The organism is Citrobacter sp. Cpo069 (assembly GCF_030332785.1).
Classification (GTDB): Bacteria; Pseudomonadota; Gammaproteobacteria; order Enterobacterales; family Enterobacteriaceae; genus Citrobacter; species Citrobacter portucalensis.
In genome coordinates this window covers 15,621-39,515 of sequence record NZ_JAOWHD010000043.1, presented here as the reverse complement: position 1 = coordinate 39,515, position 23,895 = coordinate 15,621, and the positions used below count along the sequence as shown (strand labels likewise).

The following is a 23,895-nucleotide window of genomic DNA, read 5'->3' as shown; positions in this document are numbered from 1 at the left end:
TGTGTACATAAGAAAAATCCCGCCAAACATTGTAATTAATTTCAGACACGTTATTTTATTGCAGTCCTGGTTTCATCATACAATTTCAATTTAGCCGATTTGGCTCATCTGATGTTGAGCTACGGTGTTTTATGTTCATATTCCTGGAGTTGGGTATGAGGCTTTGCAGCAAAGAAGCTTGTGTTGTTGTATTAACGGAGAAGGATGTTTGGTTAAGGATTAACGGTAAAGAAGCCATCAGTTTAAAAGCTAATCATATGGCACTGGTGGCATGCGATAATAATATTATCGATTTCTCATCACTTAATAACGCATTGGTCGTACATATCAGCCGCGATATCATTAAAGATTATCTGCGCTTTTTAAATAAAGACCTTTCACAGATCCCACTCTGGCAACGCAGTGCCAGCCCAGTGATGACCGCCGCGTGTCTGACGCCGGATGTCTTCAGGGTGGCAGCCCAACACAGCGTAATGGACACAGTGAACGAAGCTGAAAGAGAGCGTACGCGCTCGCTACTGTTCACGGTGTTATCACGCTTTCTCGACAGCAAAAAGTTTATTTCTTTGCTCATGTATATGCTGCGCAACTGTATCAGCGATAGCGTTTATCACATTATTGAGAGCGATATACATAAAGACTGGAATTTAAGCATGGTTGCCAGTTGCTTATGCCTGAGTCCCAGTTTGTTAAAGAAAAAGCTCAAAAGTGAAAATACAAGTTACAGCCAAATAATTACCACATGTCGCATGCGATATGCCGTCAATCAATTACTGATGGACGGCAAAAACATTTCTCAGGTCTCTCAACTGTGTGGATATAACAGTACCTCATACTTTATCTCCGTATTCAAAGAGTTCTATGGGATGACGCCTCTGCATTATGTGAGTCAACATAGGGAGCCATCCGCCGCCTGATTTTTAATCAGTTAGCGATAAGCCATAATAATATCAGCATTAGCGATACCCCAGCTCCGTCATCATTAAATAGACTTTTGACGAGGTATGATAAGGCGTCATTTATCCTTATCAGGAGTTAAAAAATATGTCGACGGATGCTGATGCTCACAAAGTGGGCTTAATCCCCGTCACCCTTATGGTGTCGGGGAATATTATGGGTTCCGGTGTATTCCTGCTACCCGCAAACCTTGCGTCAACTGGCGGGATTGCAATCTACGGATGGTTGGTCACGATTATCGGTGCTCTGGCACTGTCGATGGTGTACGCCAAAATGTCGTCCTTAGACTCCAGTCCCGGTGGTTCTTATGCTTACGCCCGCCGCTGCTTCGGTCCTTTTTTGGGCTACCAGACCAACGTGCTGTACTGGCTGGCCTGCTGGATTGGTAACATCGCCATGGTGGTCATTGGCGTCGGTTACCTGAGCTACTTCTTCCCCATCTTAAAAGATCCGCTGGTCCTGACGCTGACCTGCGTCGTAGTGCTGTGGATCTTCGTATTACTGAACATTGTCGGACCGAAAATGATCACCCGCGTGCAGGCCGTCGCAACGGTACTGGCACTGGTGCCAATTGTCGGGATTGCCGTCTTCGGCTGGTTCTGGTTCCGCGGTGAAACCTATATGGCAGCCTGGAACGTCAGCGGGATGAACACCTTCGGCGCGATTCAAAGCACTCTGAACGTCACCTTGTGGTCATTTATCGGGGTGGAAAGCGCCTCCGTTGCGGCTGGCGTGGTTAAAAATCCCAAACGTAACGTACCTATCGCTACCATGGGCGGCGTGCTGATTGCCGCTGTTTGCTACGTGCTCTCCACCACCGCAATCATGGGTATGATCCCTAACGCGGCGCTGCGTGTATCAGCCTCCCCGTTCGGTGATGCCGCACGTATGGCGCTGGGTGACACCGCTGGGGCGATAGTTTCCTTCTGTGCTGCTGCCGGGTGTCTTGGTTCTCTGGGCGGCTGGACGCTGCTTGCCGGGCAAACCGCCAAAGCCGCAGCCGATGACGGCCTGTTCCCACCAATTTTTGCCCGCGTGAACAAAGCCGGTACGCCAGTGGCTGGGTTAATTATCGTCGGCATCCTGATGACCATCTTCCAGTTCAGCAGCATGTCGCCGAACGCAGCAAAAGAGTTTGGTCTGGTCTCTTCGGTCTCCGTTATCTTCACCCTGGTGCCGTATCTGTATACCTGCGCCGCGCTGCTGCTGCTCGGCCATGGCCACTTTGGTAAAGCACGCCCGATGTACTTACTGGTGACCTTTATCGCCTTTGTCTACTGCATCTGGGCGGTTGTCGGTTCCGGCGCCAAAGAAGTGATGTGGTCGTTCGTCACGCTGATGATCATCACCGCGCTGTACGCACTGAACTACAACCGGATCCATAAAAACCCGTATCCACTGGATGCCCCGGTAAACAATAACTAACGCCAACAATCGTCGTGGCCCGATGGCGTAAGTTCATCGGGTCAACGTTCTCCTACCGCTCTTCGAAAAATCAACATTAAGAACTTAAGGTTGGCTTAATTTTACTTTGAGAGGATTTGCTCCACATAGTCGATGGAACCCCCTTAATGTTAAAGCTCTTGTTTAAAAGGCCCACTCTCGGGCTAATCAGCTGGCTTCTGCTGATCTCATTTTATCTTGCGACTTTCCTGAACATTGCGTTCTACAAACAAGTGCTGCAAGACCTGCCTCTGGACTCTGTGCGTAACGTGCTGGTGTTTTTATCAATGCCGGTGGTCGCGTTCAGCGTCATGAACATTGTGCTGACGCTGGCCTCATTCCTGTGGCTTAATCGCCTGGTGGCGTGCATTTTCATTCTGGTTGGCGCATCGGCCCAATATTTCATCATGACCTACGGCATCATCATCGACCGCTCGATGATCGCCAATATGATGGATACTACGCCCGCTGAAACCTTCGCCCTCATGACGCCACGAATGGTGCTTACACTTGGGATCAGCGGTATTCTGGCCGCGCTCATTGCCTGCTGGGTAAAAATCAAACCGATCACGCCAGTCATGCGCAGCATACTGTTTCGTGGCGCGAACATTCTGATCTCCGCGCTGCTGATCGTGCTGGTCGCTGCGTTCTTCTATAAAGATTACGCCTCACTGTTTCGCAACAACAAAGAACTGGTGAAATCCCTCAGTCCATCCAACAGCATTGTGGCGACGTCATCCTGGTATTCACACCAGCGACTGGCCCACCTGCCGCTGGTGCGCATTGGCGAAGATGCCCATCGCAATCCGTTGATGGTAAAAGAAAAGCGTAAGAACCTGACGATTGTGGTTCTCGGCGAGACCTCGCGCGGCGATAACTTCTCCCTGTCAGGCTACTCGCGCCAGACCAACCCGCTGCTGGAAAAAGATGATGTGGTCTATTTCCCCCGCACCACATCCTGCGGAACGGCAACGGCAGTATCAGTACCCTGCATGTTCTCGGATATGCCACGCGCGCACTACGACGAAGAACTGGCACAGCATCAGGAAGGCGTACTCGACATCATTCAGCGGGCGGGAATTAACGTTCTGTGGAACGATAACGACGGCGGCTGCAAAGGGGCTTGCGACCGGGTTCCACACCAGAATATGACTAAGCTGAACCTGCCAGGGCAGTGTATTGACGGCGAATGCTACGATGAAGTCCTGTTCCACGGGCTGGAAGAGTACATTAATAATCTGCAAGGCGACGGCGTGATTGTGCTGCATACCATCGGCAGCCACGGTCCGACCTATTACAACCGCTATCCTGCGCAGTTTAAGAAATTTACGCCAACCTGCGATACCAACGAAATCCAGACCTGTTCGCAGCAACAGTTGGTCAATACTTACGACAACACCATTCTTTACGTTGACTATATTGTTGATAAAGCGATCAATATACTGAAAGAACATCAGGATAATTTCACCACCAGCCTGGTGTATCTTTCCGATCACGGCGAATCCTTAGGGGAAAATGGCGTCTATTTGCACGGCCTGCCGTATTCGATTGCACCAGATACGCAAAAACATGTGCCGATGCTGCTGTGGCTCTCCGAGGATTATCAGCAACGCTATCAGGTCTCTCAGACATGTTTGCAAAAACGGGCAAGCTCAGAAGACTTCTCGCAGGATAATCTCTTCTCAACTCTGCTGGGATTAACGGGCGTGCAAACACAGAAATATCAGGCGGCAGATGATATTCTGCAACCCTGCCGGGGAGGCTAAACGAATGAAAATCCTGATTGTTGAAGACGATACGTTGTTATTACAGGGACTGATACTCGCTGCGCAAACAGAAGGCTACGCCTGTGATGGCGTGTCAACCGCCCGTGCAGCCGAGCAGTGTCTGGAGACCGGACATTACAGTCTGGTTGTTCTGGACCTGGGCTTGCCGGATGAAGACGGTTTGCACTTCCTGACCCGCATCAGACAGAAGAAATACTCTCTCCCCGTGCTGATCCTCACCGCCCGTGACACGCTCAAAGACCGGGTCAGCGGGCTGGACGTGGGTGCCGATGACTATCTGGTCAAACCGTTCGCACTGGAAGAACTGCACGCCCGCATCCGGGCACTTCTGCGTCGCCACAACAATCAGGGTGAAAGTGAATTAATTGTCAGCAATCTGACGCTGAATATCGGTCGTCGCCAGGTGTGGATGGACGGACAAGAGGTTATCTTAACGCCGAAAGAATACGCGCTCCTGTCACGCCTGATGCTCAAAGCGGGCAGCCCGGTACACCGGGAAATTTTGTATAACGACATCTACAGCTGGGATAACGAACCGTCTACCAACACGCTGGAAGTGCACATTCACAATCTGCGCGATAAAGTGGGGAAATCACGTATCCGCACGGTCAGGGGATTTGGCTATATGCTGGTCGCCACTGAGGAAAGCTAAGTGAAGCTGCTGCAATATCTAAAACGACCTCTCCCTCTTCGCCAACGGTTAATACTGACGATCGGTCTAATTCTGCTGGTCTTTCAGTTGATTAGCACCTTCTGGTTGTGGCACGAAAGTACCGAACAAATACAGTTATTCGAACAGGCGCTGCGCGATAACCGTAACAACGATCGCCACATCATGCATGAGATCCGCGAGGCTATCGCCAGCCTGATCGTCCCCGGCATCTTTATGGTCAGCCTGACGCTGCTAATTTGCTACCAGGCGGTGCGACGTATTACCCGTCCCCTTGCCGATCTGCAAAAAGAGTTAGAAGCGCGAGCAGCTGATAACCTGGCCCCGATTGAAATTCACAGCTCAACCGTTGAGATCCAGGCCGTTGTCTCAGCGCTCAATGACCTGGTAACGCGGCTGACCAGCACTATTGAAAACGAACGTTTATTTACCGCCGATGTCGCCCACGAACTTCGCACACCGCTGTCAGGCGTTCGCCTGCATCTGGAATTATTATCCAAAACCCATAAGGTCGACGTTACGCCGTTGATTGCCCGCCTTGATCAAATGATGGACAGCGTATCGCAGCTGCTGCAACTCGCCCGCGTCGGGCAGTCGTTTTCAGCCGGGAGCTACCAGCATGTCAAACTGCTGGAGGACGTTATTCTGCCATCCTACGATGAACTCAGCACCATGCTGGACCAACGTAAACAGACGCTGCTCCTGCCACAAAGCGCGGCGGACGTTGTCGTGCGTGGCGATGCTACGCTGTTGCGGATGCTGCTACGAAATCTGGTGGAAAACGCGCATCGTTACAGCCCGGAAGGCACCCATATTACGATTAGCCTGAACACCGAGCATGATGCCGTCCTGGCCGTCGAAGATGAAGGGCCGGGCATTGATGAAAGTAAATGCGGGGAGTTAAGTAAAGCATTCGTCCGAATGGACAGCCGTTTTGGTGGGATTGGGCTGGGGCTGAGTATTGTCAGTCGTATCACCCAGTTACATCAGGGTCATTTCTATCTGCAAAATCGCCAGGGAGCCAGCGGCACTCGCGCATGGGTGGAATTGGCGAAAAATCAGTAAGAGCTCACCCACACATACAAAAAGCTGCTGACGATCAGCACGCTGCACACGGTGGTCAAACTTTCATAAATACGGGTTTTCATGACACTCTCCTCCGAAACTATGGAGGAGAGTTTGCCTGACACAGATTAAGCCAACCTTAAGTTGATATCATAAGACACCTTATCCGGCCTACTGAGTACAACGCTGCCCGTAGGCCTGATAAACGTAGTGCCATCAGGCAATAACACAAATGCCCTGGCCATGCGCCGGATGGCGGCTAGCGCCTTATCCGGCCTACTGAGTACAACGCTGCCCGTAGGCCTGATAAACGTAGTGCCATCAGGCAATAACACGAATGCCCAGGCCATGCGCCGGATGGCGACTAGCGCCTTATCCGGCCTACGAAAGTACAACACTGCCCGTAGGCCTGATAAACGTAGTGCCATCAGGCAATAACACGAATGTCCTGGCCATGCGCCGGATGGCGGCTAGCGCCTTATCCGGCCTACGAAAGTACAATGCTGCCCGTAAGCCTGATAAACGTAGTCTCATCAGGCAATAACACGAATGCCCTGGCCATGCGCCGGATGGCGGCTAGAGCCTTATCCGGCCTACTGAGTACAATGCTGCCCGTAGGCCTGATAAACGTAGTGCCATCAGGCATTAACACGAATGCCCGGGCCATGCGCCGGATGGCGGCTAGCGCCTTATCCGGCCTACTGAGTACAATGCTGCCCGTAGGCCTGATAAACGTAGTGCCATCAGGCAATAACACCGTTACTCTTCAATACGCGGATGCTGCTGCACCAGACGCGTGCGCTTAACCTGTAGCTCAGCAATTTCCTGATCGATATCTTCGATTTTCTGTTCAATGTTATCGTAGTGTTCGCCGAGGATCTCTTTCGCTTCCTGAATATCCGAAGCAGCAGGTGTCGCGCCTTTCAGCGGCTGATTAGCCGTCTCTTTCATGGTCACGCCGGTAATCAAACCTACTACCGCAATCACCATCAGATAATAAGCGGGCATCATCAGATTCTGCGAGCTTTCCACCAGCCATGCGGCCAATGTCGGAGTCAGACCGGCGATTAATACCGAGATATTAAACGCGGCGGCCAGCGCACTGTAGCGAATATGCGTCGGGAACATCGCCGGTAACGTTGACGCCATCACCCCGGTAAAGCAGTTGAGGATCACCGCCAACATCAGCAACCCGGCGAAAATCAGGCCGATAACATTACTGTTAATCAGAATAAATGCCGGAATCGCCAGCACAAACAGCGCAATACTGCCCATGATCACAAACGGACGACGCCCGAAACGGTCGCTGAGCAAACCCATAATCGGCTGCACAAACAGCATACCAATCATGATGGCGATAATAATCAACACGCCGTGGTCTTCAGAGTAATGCAGGTTATGCGACAGATAGCTCGGCATATAGGTGAGCAGCATGTAGTAGGTGACGTTGGTGGCAATCACCAGACCAACACATGCCAACAGGCTGCGCCAGTGCTTAGTTGCAATCTCTTTAAACGAGACCTTAGGACCTTCCTGCAGACCCTGACGATCGCCCTGCTCCAGTTTATCCACGTGCTGCTGGAACGCCGGCGTCTCTTCCAGCGCATGGCGCAGGTACAGACCAATCAGGCCTAACGGTAGAGCCAGGAAGAACGGAATACGCCAGCCCCACTCAAGGAAGTTATCCTCGCCGACGATAGTTGAGATCAGGACCACCACGCCCGCGCCCAGCACAAAACCGGCAATCGAGCCGAAGTCCAGCCAACTGCCCATAAATCCGCGCTTACGGTCTGGCGAGTACTCTGCGACAAAAATCGATGCCCCGGTATACTCTCCGCCGACCGAGAACCCCTGCGCCATCTTACATAGCAACAGCAGAATCGGTGCCCAGATACCAATTGAGGCATAAGAGGGAATAAGACCGATACAGAAGGTACTGATCGACATAATCACGATGGTGATAGCGAGTATCTTCTGACGACCGTATTTATCGCCGAGCATACCGAAGAACAATCCGCCAAGCGGTCGAATCAGAAAGGGAACAGAGAAGGTGGCGAGTGCAGCAACCATCTGCACGCTGGGGTCAGCCCCCGGGAAGAACACTTTACCTAATGCGTAAGCAACAAATCCATAAACACCAAAATCGAACCACTCCATCGCATTACCTAACGACGCTGCGGTAATAGCTTTTCGCAATTTACCGTCATCAATGATGGTAACGTCGCGCAGCGTTATCGGTTTTATTTTTTTCCTTTTTAGCATACTCGTCCTCATAGACTTAGCCCTGTCACGCTCCAGTTCGAGTCCCCTAACGCCCATGCGTCAGGGTCATCACCGAGCGGGGAATGCACAGGCGCATTCCCTGTAACAAGCGTAGCAGGTTTACTTACACTGACGAGAAACGCACAGTACAACCGAACCTGTTGACGCCTGATTGGGCGGTTAATGACCTCTTTACCCTAACAGCGTTTAAATTTGTGATCAACTTCACATATAGTTTTTCATTTCGTCAACATGCGTAAATTAGGTCATTCTTAGTCAGCTTTTTTACATGTAATGCTTGCGATTTACTGACAATTAAATACAAGAATAAATCGCTTTATTGCACCAACAATCACAGCGGTCACTATTATTCTGCTAGCAAAAAAACCACCTAATCCCTTCACAAAAAGATCACAGCTTTTTTAATAATCAGACCGACCTGGAACTTTTGCTCGGAATATGTGATGAAGATAACTAAAACATCGTTTTATTTTGATTGAATCAATGTTCCCATGAATGCAAACTAATTCCAGACGCAATATCCCTGGGAGCAGCAACACGCTCAACGTATGCCGCGTTAGATTTTATAAAACAAAGAGATAGCGATTTTCTTTGTTAAGAAATACCAGTAACCATTTGAATTTATTAATTTTTACCCTCTTGCGCGAGTTTTAGCAGCGACAAGACATGAGGACGTTTATGAAAATTAAAGCCACGATTGAACGCATCCCCGGCGGAATGATGTTGATTCCTCTGTTATTAGGCGCAGTGTTAAATACGTTAGCTCCGGATACCGGTGCGTATTTCGGTTCGTTTACCAAAGGAATGATCAGCGGAACGGTACCGATTCTGGCAGTGTGGTTTTTTTGTATCGGCGCATCTATTGATTTGCGGGCAACCGGTACGGTATTACGCAAGTCCGGTACGCTGGTAATAACCAAAATAGCCGTGGCGTGGGTAGTGGCAATGATTGCTGCTTCATTTATTCCTGATACCGGTATTCAAACCGGGTTCTTTGCAGGCCTCTCAGTTTTGGCAATTGTCTCCGCAATGGACATGACCAACGGTGGTTTGTACGCCAGCCTGATGAACCAGTACGGCACCAAAGAAGAGTCCGGCGCATTTGTGTTGATGTCTCTGGAATCCGGTCCGTTAATGACCATGGTGATCCTCGGCTCTGCGGGTCTGGCCTCCTTCGAGCCACACCATTTCATCGGCGCGGTATTACCGTTCCTGATTGGCTTTACGTTGGGCAACCTGGATCACGACCTGCGTTCTTTCTTCAGCAAAGCCACACCGGTGCTGATCCCGTTCTTCGGCTTCGCGTTGGGTAACACTATTAACCTGAGCGTGATCGTTGATACCGGTCTGCTGGGTATCCTGCTGGGTGTCGCGGTTATCGTCATCACCGGTATCCCGCTGATTATTGCTGACCGTGTTATTGGTGGCGGGAACGGTACGGCAGGCGTCGCAGCCTCTTCAGCAGCAGGCGCTGCGGTAGCAAACCCGGTGATTATCGCCCAGATTAACCCGGCGTTCGAACCGGTTGCCGCATCCGCTACGGCGCTGGTTGCCGCCAGCGTAATTGTCACCGCCATTCTGGTGCCGATTATCACCGCGCTGTACGCCAAACGTTTTAATAAAAACCTGGTCGCCAACGAAGCGGTGGCCACCCCGGCAGACTCTCTACACCACTAAACCTGCCATTATCCTACTCACCAGCCCTGCTCAATTGACGAGCAGGGTCGGTGCAAAAATCTCCTCAACCATCGCATCGACCAGCCGCTTTGCCGAACACAATCGCGGCATTCCCAGCGCCACATTTTGCCAACGCTGCGTCACCGACCAGCTTACCGGATGGCGTTGCGCATCGCACCAGCTCCCCAGCCAGCTCAGCATATCGTTATACTCGCCCGATCCGCCAACAGCTGGCGTGCTGAGCCAATGATGATAGTAATGACGCGTAGCGGGCGCTGCATTCACGCTGTCCGCCAATGCCTGAGCCGCCATGGTACGCAGGTTGTCTTTTAGCATTAACACCACATCGGCATTCGCTAACCGGCAGGCATCACCAAAAGCTCCCCAACGTAGCTCCTCCAGCGCGACAAAACAGCGTCCAGGTAACGACCAACCGTCATACGCGCCAGCCCGCCAGCGGGTAAAAATTTGTTCGCTGTGTTCGCCCGCCTGAACCGTCAGGCCGCGCTGGGTCAGCGCCTTCTCTTTATACGCACCGCGTTGGGTAAACCAGTCAGTCAGTGAATTTATTTGCTGTAAAAGACCGGGGGTTGAAAGCCCACGCGGGTGTTCGGTTTGTTGCAACAACATCAACCCTTCAACGATCCGTACCAGCGCCAGATGACCCGGATCAATCATGCCTGCCAGCTTCTCCACCAGCTTAAGGCGCATCACCAGATGTTCGCTGGACACTCCCGCCATCACCCACGCACGCAGTTGCGTTTGGGATAGCACCTCCTGCGTCAGACGCGCGCGCAGCCGCTGCTGCTGTTGCAGAAAACCGCCGGAACGTTTGGTTTCATCTCCCTGAACCAGATCGACCATAAACTTCGGGTAGACACACTCCAGCGTCCTCCCGGGGCCTTCCAGTAAAACGTTAGTCATGTGTGCTCGGTTGCAAAAAGGGTATTGATATCGTCACGCAGCAATCGGGAATCTTCATAAAGCCATGCCGCAATCGTAATGCGCTGCTGCAATTGCTCATTCATTGCATTCACCGCCGATTCATTTTGTTGGCGTAGCGTCAGGCTCTCACTCAGACTAGCCTGCAATTGCGCCAGGCACAGAGAGAAATCAGCAAAAAATGTGGCCATGCCAGCCGTAACGGAAATATCGACCTGAGCAGCTAAAGCTTTACGAATTTGTTGGCAAAACTGGGAGACGTACTGCACAAGGTTTTTATGCAATGCGCCCATATCAATGAGATAACGCGTTTTTGTTTCGACATAATCATTCCATCCCCAGTTGGGTTGATTTAGCCAACGAGAGAAAGTGTCACGCACCACACCGCCAGTAGACGGCGCATTTTCTGCCGGAATATCCTGCTCAATGGCCTCGTTAAACAATTGGCGGGTATTGAAATTAAACATCGCCGTATGGAACGCTGGAAAACGGATCCGCGCACGAAAACCGGCGTGGTTTAGCTCCTCCTTCACCCTTTGTTCAATTGGCCGCATCGCGTCATTTAGCGCCCGGGAGAGCGTCGACTCAAGCTGTTCAAAACGCAGGGCTAAGTCCCGGCTGATGCTTTCCTGCGCCGCCAGCAATACCCCCTCACAGGATGAGCGAATTTTATCTAACACAATTTTCGCCTGCCCTTCATCATGCAGCACCAACATCTCTCCGGCCATTTCTGCCGTATTCACAGCATTCCCCAGACCGTGTTGTGACATCATCAGGACGTTATCTTTGACAAAGAACGTATTGATACCGCAAAGAATCTCAGTCTGTTGCTCACTGAGATAGGCAGCGGCAGCCTCCAGCGCCAGTTCTACTTCATGGCTGACTTCATCGCTCACCCGCCCCTGGCTCACTTCTAACTGCTGCATATCCTCTTCAATATGCGTGATGTTCAGCCGCAGTTTGTCATAGGCGACCGTTAACCCGTGGGCGCGAAATTCCAGATATTCGTGCACGCTTTGTGCATAGTTCAATAACTTATGTGACGCAGAGCGAAGCGCATACAGCGAAGCATTAGCATAAGCGGCGTGGATCACTTTCTGAATTGGCTGTTCAAACAGCGAGTCTTCCCACAACAGGTCGGCGGCATGGCGGATGTGTTCCGTATCGTCAAGATCGGTGGTGCGCCAGCGTCTGCCAAGCGCCGCTTCGGCAAAATCCTGCACCCAACGTTGCTCCTGATGATCCGGCAGTCGCCCGCGCGTCGTCAGCTCATGACGCGCCCTGTTTGCCAGATAGCCCCACATTGAGGAGACCGGATAAATTCTTTCAGGGGCGATTCCGCCTTGCATCAATGTGCCGGAAATCAACGCCCGCACCTGGTCTTCATCGTCACTGTTGCGGTCTTTCTGATCGAACTTGTTCACCAGCGCATACAGAGGAACTGACTTGCCGACCGCCATAATCGCCTGACGCACTTCCTCATCGGAAATCGATTTCAGTTGGGTGTAATCCAACACCGCCAGCACCGCAGAGGCCCGCACCAGCTGTTCATTGAGCATTTTTTGTAAGTGCGGTTGTCCCGCCTCGTTCGGCCCCGGCGTATCCAGCAGCGTTAATTGCCCTGGGTAGCTTGCCTGTCCGGCCAAATGGACAAATTCAACCTCAATAACCGGAATATGCTCAATCGCAGCATAGGCAGCAAAAGGAAAATCAACGTCCAATGCTTTTGACAGGCGCACCAGGTCGTTCAGGCTTTTAAGGCAATGGAAAATAGGCTGTGCGCCAAGATAATACCGTTCAAATGCCACACCATTTTCAATATGTTGCAGCAGGACATTCATATCCTTGTCAATTTCCAGGGTCTGCGTAAGACGCAGGCGATCGCACTCGCGCACGCGCTGCTGCAAAACCTTCATTAAGGCATCGATCGGCGCGACATGTGAAAAATGCAGCACCGGCTCTTTCTGCCCCGGCGTATGGCGTATTAGCGTTGGTAACGCCGTCATGGGGCGATTACGATTAGGTAACACCTCTGTCCCCACAATCGCGTTAATCGTCGTCGATTTTCCCGCTTTCATCGTGCCAACAATCGCCAGCACCATTTCCAGACGCGTAATCTTGCGCAGCTCATTATTGAGCGTTGCTTGCTGGACATCCATGCCACGCGCGCTGAAATGCAGGGGCTGAACAACCTGACTGCTATGCTCTCCTTGTTTTAGCGCGACATCATCCAACGACGTCATAGGCAATTTTTGCAATTGCCTGAGATGTTCAAGCGAGAGCATCAGCAAGCGTTCCGCTTCCTGACTTAATTCATATATTGTCTGTGTGTGCATGGAAAATTTTTCCTTAACGCAAATGGCATTGCTTTTATTTAGCCCAATCGTTTTATTTATAGATTTTTTGGCTTTTATAATTACGTATAGAAATAATTAAAATCAAAACAACCAATTGATATTATTAAAATAAATTTGGTGTATAACCGCTGGCCTGATGCCTCTCACTTATGAAAATAAGTAAGAAAGATAGACAGCGTAGTTCAGTTTTAAAAAATGCCAGCGGAATCCCCCTACTAAATTTAAGGGGTTCAATGATATTCAATCACAATGACTTAGGCATTTCTAAGCAATGTTACCTATGAATATCAGATATTTCGCCTCACCTTATCTTAAATATCTAAGCGTAGCAATTTCCCTTAAAAAATATTCCGCCATACTTTCATTGAGGTGAAAGCAAAGGGTCTTTGCAGCAGATCATTTTGCGTAATCGCGCAGTAGTCCCGACAAATGCAGGGATTTTATGTATAATTGCGGCCTTTTTCGGCAATCTGCCATTTTTTGGGCGCATTTGCCCCTGCTGACTTTTGAGGAAATCCACATGTCATTACCACACTGCCCGCAATGCAACTCCGAATACACTTACGAAGATAACGGCATGTTCATCTGCCCGGAATGCGCTCACGAATGGAACGATGCTGAACCGGCGCAGGACAGCGACGAACTGATCGTTAAAGATGCCAACGGCAACCTGCTGGCTGACGGCGACAGCGTGACCGTCGTGAAAGACCTGAAGGTAAAAGGTAGCTCTTCCATGCTGAAGATTGGTACCAAAGTGAAAAACATTCGTTTGGTTGAAGGTGACCACAACATCGATTGCAAAATCGATGGCTTTGGCCCAATGAAGCTGAAATCTGAGTTTGTGAAAAAGAACTGATGCAAATTGCCTGATAGCGCGACGCTAATCAGGTCAACACCAGCTCATCTGCCAGGCGGGAAGCTCATACTTCCCGCCTGGTTTATTTTTGCAGACGCTAACTACACTTAATTGGCTTCTTTTACCTGAGGTAAAGATTATGCCGTTAAGTCCCTATATCTCCTTTGCAGGCAACTGCGCTGACGCTATCGCCTACTATCAAAAAACGTTAGGCGCTGAGCTACTCTACAAAATCAACTTCGGTGAAATGCCCAAATCGGCGCAGGCAAGCGAAGATGGTTGCCCTTCAGGCATGAAATTCCCCGACACCGCCATCGCCCACGCCAACCTGCGCGTTGCGGGCAGTGACATCATGATGAGCGATAGCGCCCCGGACGGAAATGCTCACTACTCTGGCTTCACGCTGGTGCTCGACACGCAAAACGTCGATGAAGGCAAACGCTGGTTTGATAACCTGGCAGCAAACGGAAAAATCGAAATGGACTGGCAGGAAACCTTCTGGGCCCACGGTTTCGGTAAAGTGAGCGACCAGTATGGCGTGCCGTGGATGATCAACGTCGTCAAACAACAGCAACCCCCTACAGAGTAATCCAACGGGAGGCCAGCCCTCCCGTACTGTCATCAAACAGCGCTCAACTCTTCATCGTCGAGTAACCATCCCTTAACGAAAACGTCACATTAATCCGCCACGATGGGGCCACTTTTTTAGGGAGGCCGCATCATGCAAACGATTATTCGCGTCGAGAAACTCTCCAAGTCCTTCAATCAACATCAGGCGCTCAATGCGGTTGATCTGAACATCTGTTCCGGTGAGATGGTGGCTCTGCTTGGGCCGTCTGGCTCCGGCAAATCCACCCTTTTACGTCATTTAAGCGGTTTGATCACCGGTGATAAATCCCCCGGTAGCCGTGTCGAGCTGCTGGGCCGCACCGTTCAACATGAAGGCCGCCTGGCGCGCGATATCCGCAAAAGCCGCGCCCACACCGGCTACATCTTCCAGCAGTTCAATCTGGTGAACCGCCTGACAGTGCTGGAGAACGTCCTGATTGGCGCGCTCGGCAGCACGCCGTTCTGGCGTACCTGTTTTAGCTGGTTTAGCCAGGAACAAAAACAGCGTGCATTACAGGCGCTGACCCGCGTGGGCATGGCGCACTTTGCATACCAGCGCGTTTCCACGCTTTCGGGCGGTCAGCAGCAGCGCGTTGCAATCGCCCGCGCGCTGATGCAGCAGGCCAAAGTGATCCTCGCCGATGAGCCGATTGCTTCGCTGGACCCGGAATCCGCACGCATCGTGATGGACACCCTACGCGATATAAACCAGACCGACGGCATCACCGTGGTCGTCACGCTGCATCAGGTGGATTACGCCCTGCGCTACTGCGAACGCATCGTCGCGCTGCGCCAGGGCAACGTCTTCTTTGATGGCAGCAGCCAGCATTTTGATAACGATCGTTTTGACCATCTCTACCGCAGCATGAACCGCATCGAACAGAGCGCGCAGGCTGCCTGACATCCCCACAATGAGGAATGGAAATGAGTTATAGAACAATTGCCGCGCTGGCTTTCACCAGCATGTTTAGTCTCAGCACACTGCTCACCCCGGCCCATGCCGAAGAGCAGGAAAAAGCGCTGAACTTTGGCATTATTTCGACCGAATCACAGCAAAATCTGAAGCCGCAGTGGGAACCGTTCCTGAAGGACATGGAAAAATCACTGGGCGTGAAAGTGAACGCCTTCTTCGCCCCGGACTACGCCGGGATCATCCAGGGAATGCGCTTTAACAAAGTTGATATCGCCTGGTACGGCAACCTCTCGGCAATGGAAGCTGTGGATCGCGCTAACGGGCAAGTGTTTGCCCAGACCGTCGCCGCCGACGGATCCCCAGGTTACTGGAGCGTGTTGATCGTTAACAAAGACAGCCCGATCAATAACCTGAACGATCTGATCGCCAAACGTAAGGATCTGACCTTCGGCAACGGCGATCCCAACTCAACGTCAGGCTTCCTCGTCCCCGGTTACTACGTCTTCGCCAAAAACAACATCTCCGCCAGCGACTTCAAACGCACCGTTAACGCCGGACACGAAACCAACGCGCTGGCCGTCGCCAACAAGCAGGTCGATGTCGCCACCAACAACACCGAAAACCTCGACAAGCTGAAAACTTCCGCGCCGGAAAAACTGAAAGAACTGAAGGTGATCTGGAAGTCGCCGCTGATCCCGGGCGATCCGATCGTCTGGCGTAAAAACCTCTCCGAAACCACCAAGGACAAGGTGTACGACTTCTTTATGAATTACGGCAAAACGCCGGAACAGAAAACCGTACTGGAACGCCTGGGATGGGCACCGTTCCGCGCCTCCAGCGATCTGCAACTGGTGCCGATTCGCCAGCTGGCACTGTTTAAAGAGATGCAGGGTGTGAAGGACAACAAAGGGCTGAACGAGGAAGAGAAAACCAGCAAAACCTCGGCATTGAAAGCGCAGCTCGATGACCTTGACCGTCTGACCGCCGCACTGGGCGCTATGACCAGCGTCACCAAAGCGGTGCAGTAAACCTGGTGACCAAATTGTAGGCCTGATAAGCGCAGCGCCATCAGGCAATGCAAGGGATTCCATGCCGGATGGCGGTGCCAGCACCTTATCCGGCCTACAACAGACCCGAAACATCGACACCCAGGAGCTAAACATGCAAACCATCACCGTCGCCCCGCCCAAACGTAGCTGGTTCTCGCTGCTGAGCTGGGCCATTCTTCTCGCCGTGCTGGTGGTCTCGTGGAAAGGTGCCGAAATGGCCCCGCTCACGCTGATCCAGGATTCCGGCAATATGGCGACCTTCGCCGCCGACTTCTTCCCGCCGGACTTCAGCCAGTGGCAGGACTATCTCGGTGAAATGGCCGTCACCCTGCAAATTGCCGTCTGGGGGACTGCCCTCGCCGTTGTGCTGTCGATTCCCTTCGGCCTGATGTGCGCCGATAACCTCGTGCCGTGGTGGATTTACCAGCCGATGCGTCGCCTGATGGACGCCTGCCGCGCCATCAATGAAATGGTCTTCGCCATGCTGTTCGTGGTCGCCGTCGGGTTAGGCCCATTCGCCGGGGTGATGGCGCTGTTTATCCACACTACCGGGGTGCTCTCCAAGCTGCTTTCCGAAGCGGTAGAAGCTATTGAGCCAGGTCCGGTAGAAGGCATTCGCGCCACCGGTGCCAACAAAATTGAAGAGATTCTGTACGGCGTTCTGCCACAGGTCATGCCGCTGCTTATCTCTTACTCGCTGTATCGCTTTGAATCCAACGTTCGCTCGGCCACGGTGGTCGGAATGGTGGGTGCAGGCGGTATTGGCGTGACCTTATGGGAGGCGATTCGCGGCTTTCAGTTCCAGCAAACCTGCGCCTTGATGGTGTTAATCATCGTCACCGTCAGCCTGTTGGATTTCCTTTCCCAGCGTTTGCGTAAGCACTTTATCTGATTAGCGAGGCATTGATTGCTATGCACTTGTCTACACATCCGACCAGTTATCCAACGCGTTATCAGGAAATTGCCGCGAGACTTGAGCAGGAGCTACGTCAACATTATCGCTGCGGTGACTATCTGCCCGCCGAGCATCAGCTTGCCGCGCGCTACGAGGTAAACCGCCACACCCTGCGCCGCGCCATTGACCAGTTGGTTGAACGCGGTTGGGTTCAGCGTCGTCAGGGCGTCGGCGTGCTGGTGCTGATGCGCCCGTTCGATTACCCGCTTAATGCCCAGGCGCGCTTTAGTCAGAATCTGCTGGACCAGGGCAGCCATCCCACCAGCGAAAAACTGCTGGCGGTGCTGCGTCCGGCCTCCAGCCACATTGCCGATGCGCTCAGCATAAACGAGGGCGATAACGTGATTCACCTGCGCACCCTGCGCCGGGTTAACGGCATCGCACTGTGCCAGATCGACCACTATTTTTCCGACCTCTCGCTGTGGCCGCTGCTGCAAGGCTTCAACAGCGGTTCGCTGCATGACTATCTGCGCGAACAGTCCGGTCTGACGCTGCTACGCACGCAAACGCGCATCAGCGCCCGCCGTGCGCAGGCCAAAGAGAGCAAGGTGCTGGAAATCCCCAATATGGCGCCGCTGCTGTGCGTGCGCACCCTGAACCACCGTGAAGGCGAAGAACTCGCGGCGGAATACTCCGTCAGCCTGACCCGCGCCGACATGATCGAATTCACTATGGAGCACTGAATGCATTTCGATACCGCCACCCGCCAGCGCTGGATGCGCGCGCTGGCTTACAGCAATGCCGATGCCCTGAACGCCCGCATCACCGCGCTCAAACTGACGCCGGACTATGAACTTATCCGCGCCCCGGAAAGCGGACTGATGCAGATCCAGGCCCGTATGGGCGGTACCGGCAACCGCTTCTTTGCCGGTGACACCACGCTAACTCGCGCAGTGGTACGTCTGAAGAGCGGCACGCTGGGTTACAGCTACCTGCTGGGACGCAATAAACAACATGCCGAGCAGTGCGCGGTGATTGACGCACTGCTGCAGGAACAAACGCATTTCCAGAACCTAATGGAAACCTTAATTGCCCCGCTGGAAGCGGAACGCGATGCGCTGATTAACGCACGCCGTGCCGAAGTCAACGCCAGCCGGGTCGACTTCTTCACGCTGGTACGCGGAGATAACGCATGACACGATCTACAGCACTTCTGACCGCTTTTAATTTACCCGTTCAGGATGCTCAGCAGAGCTTTCGTCGCCTGCTGAAAGCCATGAGCGAACCGGGCGTAATCGTCGCCCTGCATCAACTGAAACACGGCTGGCAGCCGCTGGGTCTGGCAACCACCAGCGTGCTGCTGACCCTGGTCGATGGCGACACGCCGGTCTGGCTGGCGCCGTCGATGGATAACGATATTGCCCGCCAGAACCTGCGTTTTCATACCAACGCGCCGCTGGTGGATCAGCCGCAGCTGGCGGCCTTTGCCGTCGCCGACGAGCGCATCAGCAGCGAACAGCTTAACGCCCTCTCCGCCGGTTCAGCCGTCGCGCCAGAGACCAGCGCCACGCTGATTGTGCAGGTCTCTGGCTTAAGCGGCGGACGCATGCTGCGTCTGACCGGCGCGGGCATCGCCGAAGAGCGCATGATCGCGCCACAGCTGCCGGAATGTCTGATTCACGAACTCACCGAACGCCCGCACCCGTTCCCACTGGGGGTCGATTTGATCCTCACCTGCGGCGAACGCCTGCTGGCTATTCCGCGAACCACCCATGTGGAGGTGTGCTGATGTACGTCGCCGTCAAAGGGGGCGAAAAGGCGATAGCCAACGCCCACGCCCTGCAGGAAAACCGACGCCGGGGCGATGAAACCATTGCTGAACTGAGCGTGGCGCAAATCGAACAGCAGATGAACCTGGCCGTTGACCGGGTGATGACCGAAGGCGGTATTGCCGACCGTGAACTGGCGGCACTGGCGCTGAAGCAGGCCAGCGGCGATAACGTCGAAGCCATCTTTTTGCTCCGCGCCTACCGCACTACGCTGGCAAAAGTGGCGGTCAGTGAACCGGTTAACAGCGCAGAAATGCGCCTTGAGCGCCGAATCTCGGCGGTCTACAAAGATATTCCCGGCGGGCAACTGTTGGGTCCAACCTATGACTACACCCATCGCCTGCTGGATTTTACCCTGCTGGCCAATGGCGAAACGCCGCCCCTGCGCAGCGCAGACGCCGTACAGGATGCCTCCCCGCACGTCTTTTCCCTGCTGGCCAACCAGGGACTGGCAAAGCGTGAAGAGGATGATGGCGCGACACCCGACGACATCACCCGCACACCGCCGGTTTATCCCTGTTCACGTGCTTCACGCCTGCAACAGCTGATGCGCGGCGACGAAGGCTATCTGCTGGCGCTGGCCTACTCCACCCAGCGCGGCTACGGGCGCAATCACCCGTTTGCCGCCGAAATCCGCAGCGGCTATGTGGCACTGGAAACGGTGCCGGAAGAGCTGGGATTTGCGGTGAACGTCGGCGAACTGCTGATGACCGAATGCGAAATGGTGAACGGGTTTGTCGCACCAGAAAACGAATCTCCCCATTTTACCCGCGGCTACGGGCTGGTGTTCGGTATGAGCGAACGTAAAGCGATGGCGATGGCGCTGGTGGACCGCGCCCTACAGGCAGCCGAATACGATGAAACGGTCACAGGACCGGCGCAGGACGAAGAGTTCGTGCTGGCGCATGCGGATAACGTCGAGGCGGCGGGTTTTGTTTCGCACCTCAAACTTCCCCATTACGTCGATTTCCAGGCCGAACTGGAACTGCTCAAACGCCTGCAACAGGAGGCCACCCGTGACCACTAACCTCTCCGGCTACAACTTTGCCTATCTTGATGAGCAGACCAAACGCATGATCCGCCGCGCAATTCTGAAAGCGGTGGCAATCCCGGGTTACCAGGTCCCGTTTGGCGGACGTGAAATGCCGATGCCCTACGGCTGGGGAACCGGCGGTATTCAGCTTACCGCCAGCGTGATTGGCGAGCCGGACGTACTGAAGGTGATTGACCAGGGCGCAGACGACACCACTAACGCCGTGTCGATTCGTAATTTCTTCAAGCGTGTGACCGGGGTGAATACCACTGAGCGTACGGAAGATGCAACGCTGATCCAGACCCGCCACCGCATCCCGGAAACGCCGCTGGTGGAAGATCAGATAATCATCTTCCAGGTACCGATCCCTGAGCCGCTGCGCTTTATCGAACCGCGTGAAACGGAAACACGCACCATGCACGCGCTGGAAGAGTACGGCATCATGCAGGTGAAACTGTATGAAGATATCGCCCGCTTCGGCCATATCGCCACCACTTACGCCTATCCGGTGAAGGTCAATGACCGCTACGTCATGGACCCGTCGCCCATCCCGAAATTCGACAATCCAAAGATGGACATGATGCCAGCCCTGCAACTGTTTGGCGCTGGCCGCGAAAAGCGTATCTATGCCGTTCCACCTTACACCCGCGTGGAAAGCCTCGATTTCGACGATCACCCGTTTACCGTGCAGAGCTGGGATGAGCCTTGCGCCATCTGCGGCTCAACCCACAGCTATCTCGATGAAGTGGTGCTCGATGACACCGGCAAACGCATGTTTGTCTGCTCCGACACCGACTACTGCCGCCAACAGAGCGAGGCCCTCAGCAAATGACGCAACCGCTGCTTTCAGTCAACAACCTGACCCATCTCTACGCGCCGGGCAAGGGCTTCAGCGATGTCTCTTTTGACCTGTGGCCAGGCGAAGTGCTGGGCATCGTCGGCGAGTCCGGTTCCGGCAAAACCACGCTGCTGAAATCGATCTCTTCACGGCTGACGCCGCAGAGCGGTGAGATTTTGTATCAGAACCGTTCGCTGTACGGCATGAACGAGGCCGACCGTCGCCGTCTGCTGCGCACCGAATGGGGCGTGGTGCATCAGCATCCGCTGGATGGCCTGCGCCGTCAGGTCTCCGCAGGCGGCAATATCGGCGAACGTCTGATGGCCACCGGCGCGCGTCACTACGGCGACATCCGCGCCACCGCGCAGCGCTGGCTGGAGGAGGTAGAGATCCCTGCCTCGCGTATCGACGATCTGCCCACCACCTTTTCCGGCGGCATGCAGCAGCGCCTGCAGATTGCCCGCAACCTCGTCACCCATCCCAAACTGGTGTTTATGGACGAACCTACCGGCGGGCTGGACGTTTCGGTACAGGCCAAACTGCTGGACCTGCTGCGCGGCCTGGTGGTGGAACTGGATCTGGCGGTAGTGATTGTCACCCACGATTTGGGCGTCGCGCGCCTGCTGGCCGACCGTTTACTGGTGATGAAGCAAGGTCAGGTGGTGGAAAGTGGGTTAACCGACCGCGTGCTCGACGACCCGCATCATCCGTATACCCAGTTGCTGGTGTCGTCGGTGTTGCAGAACTGATTTTTTGTTGTGCCGGATGGCGGCTGCGCCTTATCCGGCCTACGGAGCGGCATTGGTTGTAGGCCTGATAAGCGAAGCGCCATCAGGCAATCGAACGCAAAAATGTCTAAAGAGGCTAAAAATGAACGCGATCCGCGTTGAAAATGTCAGTAAAACCTTTGTCCTGCATCAGCAAAACGGCGTGCGTCTGCCGGTGCTGCAAAACGCCACTCTGGACGTTAAAAGCGGCGAATGCGTGGTGCTGCACGGTCACTCGGGCAGCGGCAAATCCACATTGCTGCGTTCGCTGTACGCCAACTACCTGCCGGATGAAGGACACATCCACATCCGCCACAGCGATGAATGGGTCGATCTGGTGCAGGCCCCGGCGCGCAAAGTACTGGAGGTTCGCCGTTCAACCATCGGCTGGGTGAGCCAGTTCCTGCGCGTGATCCCGAGGATTTCCGCGCTGGACGTGGTGATGCAACCGCTGCTGGATCTGGGGGTCTCCCGTGAGGAGTGTGCAGCCAAAGCAGCTAACCTGCTTACCCGCCTGAACGTGCCGGAGCGGTTGTGGCACCTGGCGCCGTCGACCTTTTCCGGCGGCGAACAGCAGCGCGTCAACATCGCCCGCGGGTTTATCGTCGATTACCCAATTCTGCTGCTCGATGAGCCTACCGCCTCGCTGGACGCCAAAAACAGCGCCGCCGTCGTTGCATTGATTGAAGAAGCGAAAGCCCGCGGCGCAGCAATTGTCGGCATTTTTCACGATCAAACCGTGCGCGACCGCGTAGCGGATCGTCTGCATCTGATGGGAACAACAGCATGATTATCAATAATGTAAAGCTGGTACTGGAAGATGAAGTGGTGCAAGGATCGCTGGAAATCGAGGGCGGGGTCATTCGCACCTTTGCAGAAAGTCCGAGCAGCCTACCTGAGGCGCTGGACGGCGAAGGCGGCTGGCTGTTACCAGGGCTTATCGAGCTCCATACCGATAATCTCGACAAATTTTTCACCCCGCGCCCGAAGGTAGACTGGCCTGCCCACTCGGCGATGAGCAGCCACGACGCGCTAATGGTCGCCAGCGGCATTACCACCGTGCTGGACGCGGTGGCAATTGGCGATGTACGCGACGGCGGCGACCGTCTGGAAAATCTGGAGAAGATGATCAATGCGGTGGAAGAGACGCAAAAACGCGGGGTCAATCGCGCCGAGCATCGCCTGCACCTGCGCTGTGAGCTGCCGCATCACACTACCCTGCCGCTGTTTGAAAAACTGGTCAGCCGCGAGCCGGTAACGCTGGTGTCGCTGATGGATCACTCGCCAGGCCAGCGTCAGTTCGCCAATCGCGAGAAGTACCGCGAGTATTATCAAGGCAAGTATTCGCTCACCGACGAGCAGATGGCCCGCTATGAAGAAGAACAGTTAGCGCTGGCGGCGCGTTGGTCACAGCCCAATCGCACGGCGATTGCCCAGATGTGTCGTGAGCGCCAGATTGCGCTGGCGAGCCATGATGATGCCACCCATGATCATGTGCTGGAATCGCACCAGCTTGGCAGCGTGATCGCCGAATTCCCCACTACCTTCGAAGCGGCTGAAGCCTCGCGCCAGCATGGTATGAACGTGCTGATGGGGGCGCCCAACATCGTGCGCGGAGGTTCTCACTCCGGCAACGTAGCGGCGCATAAGCTGGCTGAGCTGGAGCTTTTGGATATTCTCTCTTCCGACTATTACCCCGCCAGCCTGCTCGATGCGGCGTTTCGCGTAGCGGACGACGACGCCAACCGCTTTACGCTGCCACAGGCCATTCGTCTGGTGACCCACAATCCGGCGCGGGCATTAAATCTCGACGATCGTGGCGTTGTTGCCGAAGGCAAACGCGCGGATCTGGTGCTGGCACACCGCAAAGGCGGCAACATCCATATCGACCACGTCTGGCATCAGGGCAAAAGGGTATTCTGACT

At 53.9% G+C, this 23,895-nt stretch carries 23 protein-coding genes; 19 read left to right on the top strand and 4 right to left on the bottom strand.

All coding sequences use genetic code 11. The features are described from left to right. The first annotated feature begins 155 nt into the window (after positions 1-155). The 5 genes from OGY08_RS07260 to pmrB all read left to right on the top strand — a co-directional run bounded on the left by OGY08_RS07260 (position 156) and on the right by pmrB (position 5,922). Entirely contained in the window at positions 156-917 is a 762-nt protein-coding gene (locus OGY08_RS07260) for an AraC family transcriptional regulator (protein ID WP_008786968.1), read from the top strand. A 127-nt stretch (positions 918-1,044) separates the two neighbouring features. After that, the gene (adiC, locus tag OGY08_RS07255) at positions 1,045-2,382 is read left to right on the top strand and encodes an arginine/agmatine antiporter (protein WP_003031853.1); all 1,338 of its coding nucleotides are present in this window, start codon (positions 1,045-1,047) and stop codon (positions 2,380-2,382) included. A 146-nt stretch (positions 2,383-2,528) separates the two neighbouring features. Continuing rightward, entirely contained in the window at positions 2,529-4,166 is a 1,638-nt protein-coding gene (eptA, locus tag OGY08_RS07250) for a phosphoethanolamine transferase EptA (protein ID WP_003826749.1), read from the top strand. A 4-nt stretch (positions 4,167-4,170) separates the two neighbouring features. Further along, entirely contained in the window at positions 4,171-4,839 is a 669-nt protein-coding gene (gene pmrA / locus OGY08_RS07245) for a two-component system response regulator PmrA (protein ID WP_008786966.1), read from the top strand. Next, entirely contained in the window at positions 4,840-5,922 is a 1,083-nt protein-coding gene (gene pmrB / locus OGY08_RS07240; RefSeq protein ID WP_071445611.1) for a two-component system sensor histidine kinase PmrB, read from the top strand. Here pmrB and pmrR read toward each other — a convergent pair. After that, entirely contained in the window at positions 5,916-6,005 is a 90-nt protein-coding gene (pmrR, locus tag OGY08_RS07235) for an LpxT activity modulator PmrR (protein WP_003826741.1), read from the bottom strand. The genes pmrB and pmrR overlap by 7 nt on opposite strands. Positions 6,006-6,681: 676 nt before the next feature. Further along, positions 6,682-8,184: a glycine betaine/L-proline transporter ProP gene (gene proP, locus OGY08_RS07230; protein WP_003826737.1), complete on the bottom strand. Its 1,503-nt coding sequence runs from the start codon at positions 8,182-8,184 to the stop codon at positions 6,682-6,684. A 699-nt stretch (positions 8,185-8,883) separates the two neighbouring features. On the opposite strand from proP, the gene kdgT reads away from it, so the two are divergent. Next, entirely contained in the window at positions 8,884-9,882 is a 999-nt protein-coding gene (gene kdgT, locus OGY08_RS07225) for a 2-keto-3-deoxygluconate transporter (protein WP_003826735.1), read from the top strand. A gap of 30 nt (positions 9,883-9,912) precedes the next feature. On the opposite strand, the gene OGY08_RS07220 is transcribed toward kdgT, so the two are convergent. Both OGY08_RS07220 and crfC read right to left on the bottom strand, forming a co-directional pair. Further along, entirely contained in the window at positions 9,913-10,806 is an 894-nt protein-coding gene (locus OGY08_RS07220) for a diguanylate cyclase regulator RdcB family protein (RefSeq protein WP_060683111.1), read from the bottom strand. Further along, on the bottom strand, positions 10,803-13,160 hold the full coding sequence (crfC, locus tag OGY08_RS07215; protein WP_125363592.1) for a clamp-binding protein CrfC: 2,358 nt from the start codon (positions 13,158-13,160) through the stop codon (positions 10,803-10,805). Before crfC ends, OGY08_RS07220 begins: the two co-directional genes overlap by 4 nt. Before the next feature lie 541 nt (positions 13,161-13,701). Between crfC and OGY08_RS07210 the strand changes: the two genes are divergently transcribed. The 13 genes from OGY08_RS07210 (at position 13,702) to phnM (ending at position 23,893) form a co-directional block, all read left to right on the top strand. Beyond that, entirely contained in the window at positions 13,702-14,037 is a 336-nt protein-coding gene (locus OGY08_RS07210) for a zinc ribbon domain-containing protein YjdM (RefSeq protein ID WP_003031835.1), read from the top strand. A 139-nt stretch (positions 14,038-14,176) separates the two neighbouring features. Further along, the gene (gene yjdN, locus OGY08_RS07205) at positions 14,177-14,626 is read left to right on the top strand and encodes a VOC family metalloprotein YjdN (protein WP_125363591.1); all 450 of its coding nucleotides are present in this window, start codon (positions 14,177-14,179) and stop codon (positions 14,624-14,626) included. Between the two features lie 132 nt (positions 14,627-14,758). Then, on the top strand, positions 14,759-15,547 hold the full coding sequence (gene phnC / locus OGY08_RS07200) for a phosphonate ABC transporter ATP-binding protein (RefSeq protein ID WP_125363590.1): 789 nt from the start codon (positions 14,759-14,761) through the stop codon (positions 15,545-15,547). Between the two features lie 23 nt (positions 15,548-15,570). Continuing rightward, on the top strand, positions 15,571-16,587 hold the full coding sequence (phnD, locus tag OGY08_RS07195) for a phosphonate ABC transporter substrate-binding protein (protein ID WP_060683108.1): 1,017 nt from the start codon (positions 15,571-15,573) through the stop codon (positions 16,585-16,587). Positions 16,588-16,720: 133 nt separating this feature from the next. Then, entirely contained in the window at positions 16,721-17,500 is a 780-nt protein-coding gene (gene phnE, locus OGY08_RS07190; RefSeq protein WP_016155398.1) for a phosphonate ABC transporter, permease protein PhnE, read from the top strand. Positions 17,501-17,520: 20 nt separating this feature from the next. Further along, complete coding sequence (gene phnF, locus OGY08_RS07185) at positions 17,521-18,246, top strand: phosphonate metabolism transcriptional regulator PhnF (protein WP_071445601.1); 726 nt, start codon at positions 17,521-17,523, stop codon at positions 18,244-18,246. Then, entirely contained in the window at positions 18,247-18,699 is a 453-nt protein-coding gene (phnG, locus tag OGY08_RS07180) for a phosphonate C-P lyase system protein PhnG (protein ID WP_008786958.1), read from the top strand. Beyond that, on the top strand, positions 18,696-19,292 hold the full coding sequence (gene phnH / locus OGY08_RS07175; RefSeq protein ID WP_008786957.1) for a phosphonate C-P lyase system protein PhnH: 597 nt from the start codon (positions 18,696-18,698) through the stop codon (positions 19,290-19,292). The genes phnG and phnH overlap by 4 nt, the downstream gene beginning before the upstream one ends. Next, entirely contained in the window at positions 19,292-20,359 is a 1,068-nt protein-coding gene (locus OGY08_RS07170) for a carbon-phosphorus lyase complex subunit (RefSeq protein WP_125363588.1), read from the top strand. The genes phnH and OGY08_RS07170 overlap by 1 nt, the downstream gene beginning before the upstream one ends. A gap of 46 nt (positions 20,360-20,405) precedes the next feature. After that, positions 20,406-21,197 (top strand): alpha-D-ribose 1-methylphosphonate 5-phosphate C-P-lyase PhnJ, encoded by a 792-nt coding sequence (phnJ, locus tag OGY08_RS07165; RefSeq protein WP_049259807.1) that lies wholly within the window; start codon positions 20,406-20,408, stop codon positions 21,195-21,197. Continuing rightward, positions 21,194-21,952 (top strand): phosphonate C-P lyase system protein PhnK, encoded by a 759-nt coding sequence (gene phnK, locus OGY08_RS07160; protein ID WP_003844769.1) that lies wholly within the window; start codon positions 21,194-21,196, stop codon positions 21,950-21,952. The genes phnJ and phnK overlap by 4 nt, the downstream gene beginning before the upstream one ends. Positions 21,953-22,073: 121 nt before the next feature. Then, on the top strand, positions 22,074-22,760 hold the full coding sequence (phnL, locus tag OGY08_RS07155; protein ID WP_003826708.1) for a phosphonate C-P lyase system protein PhnL: 687 nt from the start codon (positions 22,074-22,076) through the stop codon (positions 22,758-22,760). Beyond that, a complete protein-coding gene (gene phnM, locus OGY08_RS07150) occupies positions 22,757-23,893 on the top strand; it encodes an alpha-D-ribose 1-methylphosphonate 5-triphosphate diphosphatase (RefSeq protein WP_125363586.1) in 1,137 nt (378 codons plus the stop codon). The genes phnL and phnM overlap by 4 nt, the downstream gene beginning before the upstream one ends. Positions 23,894-23,895 lie beyond the last annotated feature (2 nt).